Genomic DNA, 16,196 nt, shown 5'->3' on the forward strand with positions numbered 1-16,196 from the left:
CCCGCGATCGCCTCCCGCGGGCGCGGGCGCGCCGCGCTCAGGTCCCCAGCCTCGCGCCGCGCTCAGGGCCCGTCCTTCTCGACATTCCCGAACAGGACGTCCGACGCCGTGCCGCTCATCACCACGGCGGAGAGCGCGAGCGCCGCCGCGACAGCGGCCGCGCCGATGACGCGCGTCGGCTTCATCTGCCACCACATCACGAGGCCGCTGAGCGCCCACACCGCCAGGGTGAGGCCGGTGATGTCCGCGAACAGCGCCCAGACCCAGGTCATCCCGCCGTGCACGGGGAAGTGGTGCGTTTTGTGAAGCGTTTCGAGCACTTCCACGAGACGGGGGCGCCCCGGACCGCCGTCGAGCCGCCCGTCGAGCCGCCCCGTCCCGAGGTTGTACGTGACGTTCCACGCGCGGTCCTCGGCGTCGCGCATGCGGAAGCGCAGCTCGGGGGCGATCTTCGGGTGGGCGCGCAAGGGCCCCTGGGCCTCGACGCCCAGCCTGGGCAGGAGCTCTTTCATCTGCTCCTGCACCGCCGCCATCCGGTGATCGGGCAGGTCGATCGCGGCGCCGGCGAACGGGGGCGCCGGGGCCTCGGGCTCGGGAGCGTGGCTGGCGATCGTCGCGCTGCCGTCGTCGAGGCGCAGGATCACCACCTGACGCCCCCCGTCGCCGCGCGGCGCCGCGAGCAGCGGCCAGCCGGAGAACGATCCCGAGGTGTCCTCGTCGAGCGTGTAGGGCGCGGGCGACCCCGCGTTGAGCTGCGCGACGACCCGGCGCGCCAGCGCGTCCGGGTCCCACGGCTGGAACCCGGTGAACGCCGACACCTGCTCTCCGGACAGGTACCGGCGGTCGATGTCGCGCCCGATCTCCGGGTGGTTGAACAGCATGCCGCTGATCCCGAACATCAGTATCCAGGGGAACAGCAGCAGGCCGAGGTACATGTGCACGCGCCGCACGATCTTCATGAGGGCGCCGTACCGCGGCCGCGGCCGGGGTCCCCGCGGCGAGCGGGGCCCGGGCGCGGCGTCGCCCCTCATCGCGTCTTCGCGATCGGGCGCGCGCGTCATCGCAGCTTCACGGCGGAGAACGCCAGCCCAGGGGCGGTCAGGGCCGCGGCCAGAGGGCCCTCCTCCCCGAGCTCGCTGAGCGTCGTGGACTCCTGACCCGCGAACTCGAGCAGGAAGGTGCGGTCGCCGAGCGCGACGCTCAGGACGCTGCCGCCGCTCGGCTCGGCGTCGAGCACCGTGGCCTCCGGCGTATCTCCGAGCGTCACGCTGGCCCACCTCCACGCCGCCGCGCTCGCCAGCACCCGCGGGTGGGTGTCCGCCGCGATCTCGAAGACGCTCTCGTCGAGCACGCGCAGGAACGCCTTCCCGTCGGGGCCGCCGAAGAGCGAGCCGGCGGTGTCGCCGTCGAACAGCGCGCCGAGCTCGACGTGGAAATCGGGGTCGAACTGCCTCGTCTCGGGGTCGAAGCGCAGCATGCACGGGGCGGCAGCGTTGTCGGGGTTGAGCCGGTGCACCGCCGCGCCGTACGCCTCGGTGGCCACGTAGATCATGCCGTCGGGGCCCTCGACGCCGTCGCGCACGTAGCCGCAGCGCTCGTCGGTGACGACGGTCGCCTCGTCGGTCGCGCTGTCCACGACGACGACCGCGGCCAGGCTCGGGACCTCCGGGCCGATCCGCCAGCCGCCGAAGGTGATCACGTCGCCGCCGAGGCGCAGCGGCGGCGCGGAGGAGTACGTGAGGGTCGCGTCCGGGACCACGAGCGACTCGAGCGGGATGTCGCCCGTCACCGCCATCTCCTCGGGATTCCAGACCACCACCTGCGCGGTGGGACCATCGAAGAAGTACGCCTTGGTCTCCGAGACGAAGTGGAACTGGCTGCCATACTCGCCGATCTTCGCGAGGCCCTTGCCCTGGAAGCTGACGGTATCCCCTTCTTCGAGGCGGCCGTCCTGCCGGAGGTCGTAGCGGGTCACGGTCGCCGCGGCGTCGCTCGCCACGAACACAGCGCCGCCGCCGTCCGGCCCGACCCCGAGGGCGCGCCCCAGCACCTCGACGCCGTCGTCGAGCGACAGCGGCTGATCGCTGTCGAGGGTGTCCGTCACGAGGATGTAGCTCTGGGTGTCGCCGCCGTCCGGCCCGAACACCTGGACCGTGAGCGCGTACATCGGTCCCGCGTCGGGCGCTCCGCCGGTGCCGCTGGTGGCTCCGCCGGCGCCTCCACCGCCGGTGCCGCCGCTCGCGGCGCCGCTCGCGTCGTCCCCGCAGGCTGCGATGCAAGGGAGGAGCAGCGTCAAGAGGAGCGCATTCGCGTAGCGCGCACGGAATAACATCAAAGGATCTCCTTGTGTCTGGTTGGGCTGAGTTCGCACGAGCTCCGGCTCACAGGCTCAAGGCGAGCTTGGCGTAGGCCGCTCGCCCGGGGCGCTGGATGCCGTAGAAGCTGAAGGCCTTCTCGTCGGTGAGGTTCTGCACCTCGACGGTCGAGCTCACCGCCCGCCCGCCGCGCTCGACGAGGTAGGTGAGCGCGAGCGTGTGCAGGAGCTGAGACGGGATCTCCGCCTTGGAGCGGGAGGCGCCGTGGTCCTCCGGGCCGACGAAGAAGGCGTGTACGTAATCGGCGTACCACGTCAGGGAGAGGACATCGCCGCGCGCCGCGATCCCTGGCCACTGCGCGCGCGCGGAGACACCGCCGAACAGGTACGGCTGGTTCTGGATGCGAGCTCCGGTCGAGCCCTCCCGGAAGTCCTGCCATGTGACGTGACCGTCGAGCGAGAGCCAGTCGCCCGGGGACGTCCACCTGGCCGTCGACTCGACGCCGACGGACCGCGCCGACAGCGTGTTGCCGTACTCCGAGTAGCCGAGGTGCCTTCGCAGCGTGATCAGGTCGTCGGTGAAGCGGCCGAAGCCGTTGGCGCTGAACCGGAGCTGTCCCGCGCCGGTCTCCGCGCGCTCCAGGATCACGCCGAGGTTGACGTTGTGGCTCACCTCCGGCTCCAGGTGGAGGTTCCAGACGACGAGGACGCCGTCGCCGAACAGCTCCTCCGGCGTCGGCAGGCGCGTGGCGTACTCGTACGAGGCCTTGGCGTAGAGCGCGTCGGTGAAGCGGAAGCGCAGGCTGTCCCCTGCCCCCATCCGGTGGATCGTCCTGTCGACGTCGCCGAGCAGGCCGCTCGGCAAGATCTCCCGGGTCCGGACCCCCTGGAGGTAGACCTTGGCGAAGGCGATGTTCGCGAGCCGGCCCTCGAACGGCATCGCCTCGTGCTCGACGCCGGCCACGCCGCTCCACAGGTCCCGCTTTGCGGTGAGCGGATCCTTGTCGGGCTCGGCGACGACGAGGTTCCTCCCGGTGCGCGTCATGCGGGTCGGCGAGAGCCCGAAGCGCAGGAGGTGCCCGGGTGCCGGGCTCCAGGCCGCGTTGATGCGGGCAAAGGCGGTGTGCTGGTGGACGCTCTGGTCGTTCGCCGTGTCCTCGAGCTCCCCGCGGTACGGGCGCTCCACGCAGCGGCCGGACCAGTCGTAGGTGCACCTGGCCACGTTGAGGAAGGGCGTGCGCACGTACGAGTACCCCGCCAGGGCGTCGAGCCGCACCTTCCCGAAGAACGGCTGCGCGTACCGCAGGAGCGCGCCTCCTGTCTGCCTTCCGAAGGCGACCTCGCCGAAGGGAGGCGACACGACCCGGCCGTCGCGCATGTCGACGAGCGAGCCGTGCTGCACCTCCTTGTCGTGCGCGACGTAGAAGCCGCGCAGGAGCAGGCGGTCGGCCCACGGCCGCCGGACGACGCCGACCTCGGCGTCGGCGCCGGCCGCCAGGTAGCCGTCGTGGAACCGGCGGGCGCGCGCGGGCGACAGGCGGCCGCTCTCCGGATCCAGCGCCATGACATCGATCGGGTAATCGTTCTTCGCGCGGTCGAAGAAGCCGCTCGCGCGCGCAAAGAGCCCGCTGGGCTCGTGCCCGTGGCGCGCGCTCAGGGTGAGCCGGTACGTGCCGAAGGAGCCGACCTGGTACGACGCCGACGCGCGCGAGCCGCGGGTCTCGCGATCGGTCACCAGGTTGACCGCGCCGCCCAGCGCGTCCGCGCCGAAGCGCAGCGGCACGACGCCGCGGTAGATCTCGACGCGCTCGACCAGGTTGACCGGGGCGTTGGCGACGCCGAACGTGTGGCCGGCGAGCTCGAGCGGCACGCCGTCGAGGAAGAAGCGGATCCGGTCCTCGGCGAGGCCGTTGAGCGAGAAGCGCGCGTCGGAGCCGAGCCCGCCGAGGCGGCGCACGCCCACGCCCTCGGCGCGCGACAGCACCTCGCCGAGGTCCGCGGACTGCCGCTTCGCCTCCACGGTCTCGATCACCTGGACCGCCTGCGCCGACTGGCGGAGCCGCTCGGCCTCGGAGGCCCCCCGCACGCTCACCTCGAGCGCGGGCCGGGCTGCCCCGGCGCCCGCGACCGGCGCGGCCCCGGCGCCCGCGACCGGCGCGGCCCCGGCGCCCGCGACCGGCGCGGCCCCGGCGACGGCCGCGGGGGCCTGCCCGGCCGGCGCCGCCGCCTCGGCCACCGCCGCGACGGGCGGCGCGGGCAGCCGGAAGTCGACCCGGTACAGGATGCGCGACGCGACGCTCCTGTCGCCGCGCCGGGCGGGCGTGAAGCGAAACCGCAGCGCCGCCTCCTGCGCGGCCTCGTCGAACCCGCGGCCTGCCGGCGTCGCGACCTCCGCGCCGGTGACGCGCCCCTCGGCGTCGATCGTCAGCCGCAGCACGACGCTGCCCTCCTCGCCGGCCGCGCGCGCCGCCTCCGGATACGCCGCCTCGGCGGCGTCGATGAGCTCCGGTGGATGCACCGCGAGCGCGGCGGCGTCGCCCGGCGCGCGGGCCCCCGGCCCGGACTCGGCCTCTGGCGTCGCGCCCTGATCGCGCTCTCCGGCAGCGGCCGGTTCGCTCGCCCGCGCGTCCTGCGCGGAGGCCGCGCGGACACCGCACAGGACGAGGACCAGGATCCCGGCGAGCGCGCCGCCGCGCGAGGGGGGTAGTCGAAACATCGAGTCTCACCGGGCCGGTGTCAGCCGGTCGCGTCCTCGCCTGCTGCGGAGATCGGGATGACGACGACACGCTTGCAACGCCGGCATTTCAGCTCGATGCCGCCGGCCACGTGCCGGGCGAGCAGGCTGCCGCAGTCGCAACGCATGGCGTCTCGGTCGGCGTGCCCGGTGACGCCGCAGTGGTCGCATCCACCGCCGGACGGAGCCGTTCTCTTCGACGTCAGGTCGTTCATCGCCGAGCTCTCCTGTTAATGAAAGTTACTTTCAATTTCAAGCCGAGGACCTACCATGATTTCCTGAACTATGTCAATCAGGAAAATTCGCGGCGCGGGGCGTCCGCCTGCGGCTGCGGGCCGGGGCCACGAGCGCCGCTCCGGCGCCGAGATCCGCGATCGCGCGCTCGATCGGCGCGCTGGCGACGCGCCCCGCCCGCGCTGGCAGCGGCATGCGCGCGAAGCGCCCCGCCCCGCGGCCCCGACCGAATTCTCTTGACAGCCACCTCACGGCACAATAGTGAAATTGAAAGTGGCTTTCATTTTCATGCATTGAAGACTGCGTTCGGCCTGTGATCCGGCGCAAGCGCGCCGGGTTCGTGTCCGGGACTGCTTCCGGCTGACCTCCGGTCGCCCCTGCCCTGGTGATCTCGGGGCCCGGGCTGCTGCTGGTCGTCGGCGCGCGCTCGTCTCGCGCTCCTCGGAGCGGGGTCACCGCCCTGTTCGCGCGCGACGATCGCGCCGTGTTCGCGCGCCCCTGAGCGCCTCTTGCGGTCGCCCATCGAGGCTGTCCCCGCCGAGCGTGGATTCACCAGGAGGCTTGTCGCAATGGTTGCTCGTCAGGATGATCGCTGGCCCCTTTCGGCCGCGCAGCACGGTATCTGGCTGGGCCAGCAGCTCGCGCCGGAGAGCCCGGTGTACAACGCGGGCGAGTGCATCGAGATCCCCGGGCGCCTCGATCTCGCGGCCTTCGAGGCCGCGGTGCGTCAGGCCGTCTCCGAGGCCGAGGCGCTGCACATGCGCTTCACGAGCGAGGCGGACGGACCGCGACAGCGACTCGACCCCTCCCCTGACTGGCCATTTCACCACATCGACGTCAGCGCGGCGCAGGACCCGTGGTCCGCGGCCCAGACGTGGATGCGCGAGGATCTCGCCAGACCCGCGGACCTGGCCCGCGGGCCGCTCTTCACCGAGGCGCTGTTCACGGCCGGCGCCGACAGGTCCTTCTGGTACCAGCGCGCCCACCACATCGCGCTGGACGGCTTCGGCTTCTCGCTCGTCGCGCGGAGGGTGGCGGAGGTCTACACCGCTCGCATCGAGGGCCGATCGAGCGCCGGCGGCGCCTTCGGCTCGCTGCGCCAGGTCATCGAGGAAGATCTCGCCTACCGCGCCTCCCCGGAGCTCGAGCGCGATCGCGCCTTCTGGTCGCGGCGCTTCGCCGACCGGCCCGAGCCGGTGACCCTGAGCGACCGGCCGTCGCTCATGTCGCCCGACTCCCTGCGGCAGACGGCCTTCCTCGCGCCGTCCAGCGTCGAGCGGATGCAGGCGGCGGCGCGCGGCGCGAAGGCGACCTGGCCCGACGTCATCGTGGCCGCGACCGCGGCGTACCTGCACCGCCTCACGGGCGCGCCGGAGGTCGTCCTCGGCCTGCCGGTGATGGGGCGCCTCGGCTCGGTCTCGCTGCGCGTCCCGGCCATGGTGATGAACATCGTGCCGCTGCGCGTGCCGGTCCGCCCGGGCGCGAGCCTGTCCGATCTCGCCCGGCAGGTCGCGGAGGAGCTGCGGACCCTCCGGCCCCACCTGCGCTACCGCTACGAGCAGCTCCGCCGGGATCTCCGGCTGATCGGCGGCGATCGGCGGCTGTTCGGCCCCGTGGTCAACATCATGCCGTTCGACTACGACCTGCGCTTCGCCGGGCAGCGCGCCGTCGCCCACAACATCTCCGCCGGCCCGGTCGAGGACCTGTCGATCGGCGTGTACGCCAGGTCCGACGGGCGCGGGCCGCGGCTCGACCTCGACGCCAACCCGGCCTGCTACAGCGCCGACGAGCTCGCGGCGCACCAGCGGCGCTTCCTCGGGTTCCTGGAGGCGCTCGCCGCCGCCCCCGAGCAGGCGATCGAGCGCGCCGAGCTCGAGCTCCCTCGAGCGCTCCATCGAGCCTGCGCCCGGCGCGCCGCGGCCCAGCGCGCCGACGCGCGACGCCAGGGCGCGGTGCTCGACGGGGGACCGCTGCCCGCGCCGGCGCGCTGCGTGGTCGCGCAGATCCGCGAGCGCGCGCGCGAGCAGCCGGACGCGATCGCCCTGGAGCACGGCCCCGAGCGCGTGAGCTACGGCGCGCTCGAGGGCGCCGCCCGGCAGCTCGCGGCCCGGCTCGCGGCGCTCGGCGCGGGGCCGGACGCGCTCGTCGCGGTGCTCCTGCCGCGCGGCGTGCAGGCCGTCACCGCGATCCTCGGCGCGCTCTTCGCCGGCGCCGGCTACCTCCCGCTGGATCCGGGCGGGCCGAGCTCGAGGACCGCGGCGATCCTCGACGACGCCAGGCCGGCGCTCGTGGTCACGACGTCCGAGCACGCCGGGCTCCTGGCGGGCGATCGCGCGACGCGCGTCGTGCTCCTCGAGGAGGTGACCTCCGACGCCCCGACGCCGGCGCCGGTCCCGACGGCGGACGAGCACCTGGCCTATGTGATCTACACGTCCGGCTCCACCGGCCGTCCGAACGGCGTCATGATCGACCGCGGCGCGCTGGCCCACTTCGTGGCGGCCGCGACGCACCGGTACGGCGTGCGCCGCGACGACCGGGTGATGCAGTTCGCGCCGCTGCACTTCGACGCGAGCGTCGAGGAGATCTTCGTGACCCTGTGCGCGGGCGCCGCCCTGGTGCTGCGCACCGAGGAGATGCTCCAGTCCGTGCCGCGGCTGCTCGACGCGTGCGCCGAGCGCGGGATCACCGTCCTCGACCTGCCGACGGCGTTCTGGCACGAGCTCGCCTACAGCGCCTCGACCGGCGCGGTGTCCCTCCCGCCCGGCGTGCGCACGGTCATCATCGGCGGCGAGGCCGCCCTGCCGGAGCGCGTCGCGCGCTGGCGCCGCGCGGTCGGCCCGCGCGCGCGGCTGCTCAACACGTACGGCCCCACCGAGGCGACCGTCGTCGCGGCCGCCGCCACGCTGAGCGGCGACGGCGCGGCGGGCGACGACGACGACGAGGTGCCGATCGGGACGCCGCTGCCCGGCGTGCGCGCGGCCATCCTCGACGCGCAGGGGCGGCTCTCGCCGGTGGGCGACGTGGGCGAGCTGCACCTGATCGGCCCCGGGCTCGCGCGGGGGTACCTGGGGCGCCCGGAGCTCACCGCCGCGCGCTTCGTCGTCCTCGACCAGCTCGAGGGGCGCCCGCGCGCCTACCGCACCGGAGACCTCGTCCGCCAGCGCGACGACGGGCAGATGCTCTTCGTCGGCCGCGTCGACGACGAGCTCAAGATCAGCGGCCACCGCGTCGACCCGCTCGAGATCGAGGCCGCGCTCCTCCGCCACCCGTCCGTGCGCGAGGCGGCCGTCGTCGGGCACACCCCGGCGGACGGCGGAAAGCGCCTGTCCGCGTTCGTCGTCGCCGACGCCCCTGCCCCGACGGCGGCCGAGCTGCGCCGGCACGCGCAGTCGCTGCTCCCCGCGGCCGCGATCCCGTCCACCTTCGCGCTCACGGACCGGCTGCCGAGGACGAGCTCGGGGAAGATCGACCGCAAGGCGCTGCGCGAGGCGCGCGAGATGCGCGAGACGCTGGTCGACGCGGCGGTCGAGCCGCGCTCGGCCGCCACGTCGGCGATCGAGCAGCAGGTGCTGCGGGTCTGGGAGCAGGTGCTCGGCGTGAGCGGCCTGTCGGCGGACGACGACTTCTTCGAGCGCGGCGGTCAATCGCTGCAGACGATCCAGGTCGCCAACCGGCTCAGCGTCGACCTCGGGCGGGAGATCCCCGTCGCCATGGTGTTCCGCCACCCGACCGTCTCGGCGCTCGCGCGCGCGCTGGAGCAGGCGCAGGGCCCGGCGCAGGCGAGCGGCGGGCACCCCGCCGCCATGATGGCCGACGCCGAGCTCCCGGACGACGTCGTGCCGCTGTCGCTCGCGTCGGCCGGCCCGCGCCGCCGCCCGCGGCAGGTCGTGCTCACCGGCGCCAGCGGGTTCGTCGGCGCGCACCTGCTGCACGAGCTCCTGACGCGGACGGAGGCGCAGGTGGTCTGCCTGGTGCGCGCCGAGAGCGCGGCGCACGCCGACGAGCGGCTCCGGCGCGCGCTGCTGAGCCAGCGGCTGCCCCTCGCGGGGTTCGACGCGCGGGTGCTCCCCGTGCCCGCGGACCTGGCGCAGCCTCGCCTCGGCCTGAGCGCCGAGCGGTTCAACCAGCTCGCCGCGGAGTCCGACGCCATCTACCACAACGCCGCGGTGGTCAGCGTGATGCGCGACTACCGGAGCCTGCGCGCGGCCAACGTGCTCGGGACGCGCGAGATGCTCCGGCTGGCCGCGGCGGCGCGCCCGAAGCCGCTGCACCACGTCTCGACGCTGGCCGTGGCCCCGCCCGTCGCCGCGAGCCCGGAGGTCCCCGAGGCGTTCGTGCCGCCGCACCCCGGCCTGCGCGACGGCTACCAGCAGAGCAAGTGGGTCGCCGAGCGCCTGGTGCAGCAGGCGGGCGAGCGCGGTCTCCCGGTCGCCGTGTACCGGCTCGGCCGCGTCGTCGGCGCGCCCGGCACGGGCCTCGTCAACGAGCAGGACCTCGTCTTCCGGCTGCTGCGGGCCGGCATCCCGGCCGGCCTCCTGCCCGATCTCGACGTGAGGGAGGTGTGGACGCCGGTCGACTACGTGGCGCGCGCGATCGTGCGGCTCTCCCTCGGCGATCGGGCGCCGCTCGCCGTGTACAACGTCGCGCCCGCGCCCGAGGTCCGGCTGACGGAGCTCTTCGACTGGGCGCGCGACTACGGCTACGCGGTCGAGCGGTGCCCGGTCCCGGCGTGGCGCGCGCGGCTGAAGGACGGCGCCGACGCCGCGGACAGCGCCACGCTGGCCTTCTTCGATCTGCAGCCGGGCGCCGAGGGCGACGCGCCCTTCGGCCTGGGGCGCGTGCGCTGCGACAACGTGGCGCGCGGCCTCGCCGGCAGCGGGATCGAGTGCCCGCCGATCGATCGCGCCCTGCTCCACCGCTACCTCGATCGCTGCGTCGAGCAGGGCCTGCTGCCGCCCCCTTCGAACCGGGGGCGGGCCGGGCCGCGCGCCCGGTGACCGCGGATCACCAACACGACCTCCACGACCTCTGAATCCAGGAGAACGACGACGATGGACACACAGACGCTCGACGCCACCGACCGCAACTCCGGAGGCGAGCTGCCGCGAAGGCCGGCCGCGAACCTGCGGCTCGACCGCTCGAACGAGCTCCTCGAGGAGGCGCGCCGGCTCATCCCGGGCGTCACCCAGTCGCTCATGAAGCGGCCCGAGATGTTCGCGCTCGGCTCCTTCCCCGTGTACCTCGAGGGCGGCGAGGGCGCGCTGGTGCGCGACGTCGATGGCAACCAGTACATCGACTACATCTGCGGCCTCGGGGCCAACACGCTCGGGCACAACCACCCCGCGGTCGTCGACGCCATCCGCCGGCGGCTCGATCGGGGCATCCTGCACTCGCTGCCGACCGAGGTCGAGGTCAGCACCACGCGCGAGCTCGTCGCGCTGATCCCGGGCGCGGAGATGGCGCGGTTCTTCAAGACCGGCGCCGACGCGACGTCCGCCGCCGTCCGGCTCGCGCGCCACGTGACCGGCAAGGAGAAGGTCGTCGCCATCGGCTACAACGGCTGGCACGACCACTTCATGTTCGACACCCCCGGCGTCCCGGCGGCGCTGCGCGACTACACGCTCCGCATGCCGCTCATGGCCGAGGCCGACGAGCAGCCGCTGCTCGACCTGATCGCGAGCAAGGGGAAGGAGATCGCCCTGGTGCTGCTCTCGCTGCCCTACAAGCGGTGCGTCACGGCGGAGTTCCTGCGCAAGGTGCGCGAGGCGTGCCGCGCGAGCGGCGTGCTCTTCGTCCTCGACGAGGTGGTCACCGGCTTCCGGCTCGCGCGCGGCGGAGCCCAGGAGTACTACCAGATCGAGGCCGATTTCGTGTGCCTCTCCAAGGGCATCGCCGCCGGCATGCCGCTGTCGGCGATCGCCGGGCCGCGCGCGGTGATGAGCCGGCTGTCGGAGCTGCAGGTGTCGACGACGTTCGGCGGCGAGATGCTCTCGCTCGAGGTGTGCCGGGCGGCGCTGCGCGAGTACCGCGAGACCGACACCATCGCGCGGCTCGCCTCGCTCGGCAGGCGGCTGAAGGCGGGCATCAACGAGCGCGCCGAGCAGGCCGGCTCCCCGCTGCGCGTGGTCGGGTACGACGCGATCCCGTTCTTCCTCTTCGCCGAGGACCTCGCGGTCCACACGAAGCGCATGGAGCACTTCGTCGGCGCGATGGCGAGGCGCGGCGTGCTGCTCCGCCGGGACGTCAACTTCATCAGCGGCGCGCACACCGAGGCGCAGATCGATCACACGATCGACGCGGCGCGCGACGCGCTGCTGGAGCTGGCGAGCCGCGGCGTCATCGAGCGCGGCGCGGGCGTGAAGGCCCAGAGCTGAGCCCGCGGCCGTGCTGAACGCTCGCTCCGAACGGCGCCTCCTGTTCCTCATCGCGGCGGTCCAGTTCGTCAACCTGCTCGACTTCATGGTGGTCATGCCGCTCGGGCCGGACTTCGCGGTCGCCCTCGGCATCCCGATGTCCGACATCGGCCTGATCGGCGGCAGCTACACCGCGGCGGCGGCGGTCTCGGGGCTCGCCGGCGCGTTCTTCCTCGACCGCTTCGACCGGCGCCGCGCGCTCGCGATCGCGATGCTCGGCCTCGTCCTCGGCACGGCCGCGGGCGGCCTCGCCACCGGGCTGCCGAGCCTCCTCGCGGCGCGCGTGCTCGCCGGCGCCTTCGGGGGGCCCGCCACCTCGATCGCGTTCTCCATCGTCGCCGACGCGATCCCGCCGGAGCGGCGCGGCAAGGCGATGGGCGTCGTGATGGGCGCCTACTCGCTCGCCGCGGTGCTCGGGGTGCCCGCGGGCCTGGAGCTCGCGCGCCGCGGCGGCTTCCAGCTCCCGTTCTTCGCCGTCGCGGCGCTCGGGCTGCTCGTCGCGGGGCTCGCGCTCCTGCTCCTCCCCTCGATGCGCGGCCACCTCGCCGGGGCGCGGGCGCCAGGGACCGCCCTGCGCGAGCTCCGGGCGCTCGTCGGCCGCCCGCTCGTGCTGCTCTCGTACGCGGCGACGGCGGCCATGACGATGGCGTCGTTCCTCGTCATCCCGAACATCTCGGCCTACGTGCAGCACAACCTCGGCTATCCGCGCGAGCGGCTCGGCCTGCTCTACCTCGTGGGCGGCGCGCTCACCTTCGTCGTGATGCGCACCGCGGGCGCGCTGATCGATCGCATCGGCGCGTTCCGCACGAGCACGGCCGGGGCGGCGGTGCTCGTGACCGTGCTCTACGCCGGGTTCCACTCGTACGTGCCGGGGCTCCCCGTGCTCGTCGTCTTCGTCGCGTTCATGACGGGGACGGCGATCCGCAACATCTCCTACAGCACGCTCGTATCGAAGGTGCCGCTCCCCGCCGAGCGGGCGCGCTTCGGCTCCATGCAGTCGGCCCTGGAGCACCTCTCGTCGGCGCTCGCCGCGTTCCTGTCGGCCCGGCTGCTGCACGAGCTCCCCGACCAGCGCCTCGACGGCATGCACGCCGTGGCGGCGCTGGCGATCGCCTTCACGCTGGCGTCGTCGTCGCTGCTCTTCCTGATCGAGCGCCGCGTGGCGCTCGGGCCGTCGAGCGGCGCCGGCGCCGCGCGCGTGGCGCACGGTCGGGGCTAGCACGCCAGGCCTCGGGCGCGGGCGCGCCGGTGGTACCATCGCCCGGTCGTCGTGGAGCTCCGACCTGACGCGGTCATCGCGGACAAGCTGCACCTGCTGAGGCCCCTCGGGCAGGGCGGGATGGGGGTCGTGTGGGCGGCGCGGCACCTCGCCCTCGACACCGACGTCGCGGTGAAGTTCATCCGCCCCGAGCGGGTGGCCGCGAATCCAGCCCTCGTCGCGCGTTTCCAGAGGGAGGCGAGGGCCACGGCGCGGATCGCGCACCCGCACGTGGTGCAGGTCATGGACTACGGCGCCGTCGACGGCGCCGTGCCGTACCTCGTGATGGAGCTCCTGCGCGGGTTCTCGCTCGCCGAGCTCCTCGAGCGCGGCGGCCGCCTCAGCTTCGCCACCGCGAGGTCGCTCGCGCAGCAGGTGGGCAGCGCGCTCGAGAGCGCCCACGAGCACGGCATCGTGCACCGCGACATCAAGCCCCACAACGTCTTCATCACGGAGGGAAGCAAGGGCTACCCGCTCTTCGTCAAGGTGCTCGACTTCGGCGTCGCGAAGCTGGCGGGCGACGCGGCGGCGCCGTCGGCGAACCCCGCGCTCACCGAGACCGGGGTGGTGATCGGATCGGCCCCCTACATGAGCCCCGAGCAGCTCGAGGGGAGCAAGGACGTCGATCTCCGCTCCGATCTCTGGTCGCTGGGCGTCGTCGTCTACGAGACGTTGACCGGCGCGCGGCCGTTCGAGGGCAGCTCGTTCGTCTCCGTGGGCGCGGCGGTCCTGAAGGGGAAGTTCCGCCCCGCCACCGAGCAGCGGCCGGGCCTGCCGCCGTCGATCGACGACTGGTTCGCCAAGGCGCTCTCCGTCGATCCGAGCTGCCGGTTCCAGTCGGCGCGCGAGATGGTCGAGGCCTTCCTGGGACTGGAGCCCGGGATCGTGGAGGTCGACGCGCCCGCTGGCCGCCATCACCCTGCCGCGTTCGCCACGACCGTGGCCGCGCCGGTCGATCTCCGGGGCGCGCCCCGCGGCGCGGGCGAGCTCGCACGAGAGCCTGCGACCGCGGGCGCGCTCGCGGACGCCCCTGCGACGGCAGGCTCCGTCGCCGACGCTGCGGCCGGCCGCACCGCGCTCCACCCGCTCGCCGCGGCGCGGCCCGCGGCGCGGACCCCCTCGGGCGCGCGCGCCGCCCGCCTCCGCCGCGCCGCGCCGCTCGCCGCCGCCGCGTCCGCGGCGGGCGCGGGGGTGTTCCTCTTCCTCCGCCCGCCGCCGGCCGGATCGAGCGGCTGCCCGGACGGCATGGTGCTCATCGAGGGCGCCGAGTTCCAGATGGGCTCCGACGCGGACGCGGAGACGCCCAGCGACGAGACGCCGCGGCACGGCGTGACCGTGAGGTCGTTCTGCCTCGACGTCACCGAGGTCACGGTGAAGGCCTACTCGGACTGCGAGGCCTGCGAGCGCCCGCGGCAGACCGTCGAGTCGGAGGGGCTCACGCCGAACGGCCGCTCCTTCTGGAGCCAGTTCTGCAACGGCCCCGAGGCGCTCGACCACCCCATCAACTGCGTCGACTGGTACCAGGCGAAGGCGTATTGCGCCGCCTCCGGCAAGCGGCTGCCCGCCGAGGCGGAGTGGGAGCTCGCGGCGCGCGGCAAGGACGCGTGGACCTACCCCTGGGGCCACGCGCCTCCCTCGGGCGAGCGCCTCAACGCCTGCGGGCCGGAGTGCAGCGGGATGCTGACGGAGCGGCTCGAGAAGGTGGGCAAGGGCCCGTGGCCTCGCATGTACAGCGACGGCGACGCGGCCCCGGCGACGGCCCCCGTCGGACGATCGCCGGCAGGGAGATCGCCGGCCGGCGTCCTGGACCTGGCCGGCAACGTCTGGGAGTGGACCGAGAGCCACTATTGCCCCTACGACAGGGACGATTGCGACGACTCCCGCCGCGTGCTCCGCGGCGGCGGGTGGGACACGGTCGAGGGCCAGTACGTGCGCTCCGCCCACCGCCGCCCGAGCGCCTCCACGGCGCGCGGCTGGAGCATCGGCTTCCGCTGCGCCAAGGCCCCTTAGCCCTGCGGGTCAGAGATCGTGCCAGGACATCTGCGGCAGGCTGCACCCACGAGGGCCCCCAGAACTTCTTCCGGTGTTTCATCGACGATATGCGAGCTAGTCCTCGTCGCGATTGCTGTCCCATGGTCTCTCGCTTCCATGGCCAGAATAGATTCCGGTCGATAGTAGGCCCACGGATGCCGGGGGTCGTAGTCCCATGGAACGTTCGGACCGCGTCCGGCCGAGGTTCGGGTCAACCGAACAAACGACGCCAGATCAAGCTGAGCTAGAAGCTTGTCGACCGGATCGATCGTGTCGAGACCTAGAAATGGGACACCGACACGGGTGTCCCAGTTCATCACAGGGTTCCTCGGAACGATCGCATGGATCGCGTCCCGTTCCAACACCCAATCGTATCTATATTCCGTTCCACCTTGCCCGGCGGCGCACTGCGCAAAAGACACCGGATGCGCGATCGGACATACTTTCAGCACAGCCTCGGCCGATAGGCCCGCAAGCATGACCACCCCGTGCAATTCACTATTCCCATCCTGGTCCACCCGGAAGCCTTTTGTCCGGTTCGCCCGGAAAAATGCTCGACCGCCTTCGACCTGAGCGGTTGTCATGTCCATCATCCAGCTCGGCTCGAACTGGTCGCTGTACACACACTCCCGGCTGTCGAAGCTGTAGACGTAGGTGGACGAATGTTCAAGGGGAGATACTCCAAGCAATCGATCGCGCCGAAAATAAACGACCTGTCCATCGTCGCCGTGCACGCAATCGAACGTCTCGTCGGGAAATCTGGCCATCAACTCGCTCGGCGACTCTGCGACAATGCAATCTCGATCACTTGAAGTGTGTACCCTCGTTACGCACCCTACAGCCGTGATGAGCTCGATCGCACCAAGGCGAATGTATCCACGCACACGCGTCGAGCTCTTCAGGAATGGAACTTCCACGAGTGGCTCATCCCCCTGGATGACGCTCAACAAGGATTCGATCGAGCGGCTTTCCAGGTAGCGACGTCCATGAAGCTCATTGAGGAGCGTCCCGTCCTCCTCCTTCAATAAAAAATCGATGGTGCCGGGCCGGATATGAAGAGGTGGACGGTCGCCCGATGAATATGGCAGCGTGATGAAGGTCATCTGTGGTCCTCTTGAAATTTCAGGGGCCGGGCATCAGAGGAACATGGCGTCCGCAACGTCAATCCTGCTGGTCCCCGCACCTGCCGATCGAGGTCGCGCCATCGGAAAC

General features: G+C 72.8%; 9 protein-coding genes. 4 read left to right on the forward strand and 5 right to left on the reverse strand.

The features are described 5' to 3' along the window. Nucleotides 1-62 precede the first annotated feature (62 nt). From WME76_RS16400 to WME76_RS16415, 4 genes are all read right to left on the reverse strand, one after another. Entirely contained in the window at nt 63-959 is an 897-nt protein-coding gene (locus WME76_RS16400) for a PepSY domain-containing protein (protein WP_437961032.1), read from the reverse strand. Between the two features lie 98 nt (nt 960-1,057). Then, a complete protein-coding gene (locus WME76_RS16405; RefSeq protein WP_437961033.1) occupies nt 1,058-2,332 on the reverse strand; it encodes a hypothetical protein in 1,275 nt (424 codons plus the stop codon). 49 nt (nt 2,333-2,381) lie between these two features. After that, nucleotides 2,382-5,030: a TonB-dependent siderophore myxochelin receptor MxcH gene (mxcH, locus tag WME76_RS16410; RefSeq protein WP_437961034.1), complete on the reverse strand. Its 2,649-nt coding sequence runs from the start codon at nt 5,028-5,030 to the stop codon at nt 2,382-2,384. 20 nt (nt 5,031-5,050) lie between these two features. Beyond that, nucleotides 5,051-5,263 carry a hypothetical protein gene (locus WME76_RS16415; RefSeq protein WP_437961035.1) on the reverse strand — a complete coding sequence of 71 codons (213 nt, stop codon included), beginning with the start codon at nt 5,261-5,263 and terminating at the stop codon, nt 5,051-5,053. Between the two features lie 588 nt (nt 5,264-5,851). On the opposite strand from WME76_RS16415, the gene mxcG reads away from it, so the two are divergent. From mxcG to WME76_RS16435, 4 genes are read left to right on the forward strand one after another with little or no spacing between them, the layout of a single operon-like run. Next, nucleotides 5,852-10,279 carry a myxochelin non-ribosomal peptide synthetase MxcG gene (gene mxcG / locus WME76_RS16420; protein WP_437961036.1) on the forward strand — a complete coding sequence of 1,476 codons (4,428 nt, stop codon included), beginning with the start codon at nt 5,852-5,854 and terminating at the stop codon, nt 10,277-10,279. A 54-nt stretch (nt 10,280-10,333) separates the two neighbouring features. Next, complete coding sequence (locus tag WME76_RS16425) at nt 10,334-11,656, forward strand: aspartate aminotransferase family protein (protein ID WP_437961037.1); 1,323 nt, start codon at nt 10,334-10,336, stop codon at nt 11,654-11,656. A 10-nt stretch (nt 11,657-11,666) separates the two neighbouring features. Further along, a complete protein-coding gene (locus WME76_RS16430; protein ID WP_437961038.1) occupies nt 11,667-12,914 on the forward strand; it encodes an MFS transporter in 1,248 nt (415 codons plus the stop codon). Nucleotides 12,915-12,965: 51 nt separating this feature from the next. Next, a complete protein-coding gene (locus WME76_RS16435; RefSeq protein WP_437961039.1) occupies nt 12,966-14,963 on the forward strand; it encodes a bifunctional serine/threonine-protein kinase/formylglycine-generating enzyme family protein in 1,998 nt (665 codons plus the stop codon). On the opposite strand, the gene WME76_RS16440 is transcribed toward WME76_RS16435, so the two are convergent. Beyond that, nucleotides 14,960-16,087 carry a hypothetical protein gene (locus tag WME76_RS16440; RefSeq protein ID WP_437961040.1) on the reverse strand — a complete coding sequence of 376 codons (1,128 nt, stop codon included), beginning with the start codon at nt 16,085-16,087 and terminating at the stop codon, nt 14,960-14,962. The genes WME76_RS16435 and WME76_RS16440 overlap by 4 nt on opposite strands. Nucleotides 16,088-16,196 lie beyond the last annotated feature (109 nt).

Source organism: Sorangium sp. So ce119 (assembly GCF_051524405.1).
Taxonomy (GTDB): domain Bacteria; phylum Myxococcota_A; class Polyangia; order Polyangiales; family Polyangiaceae; genus Sorangium; species Sorangium cellulosum_G.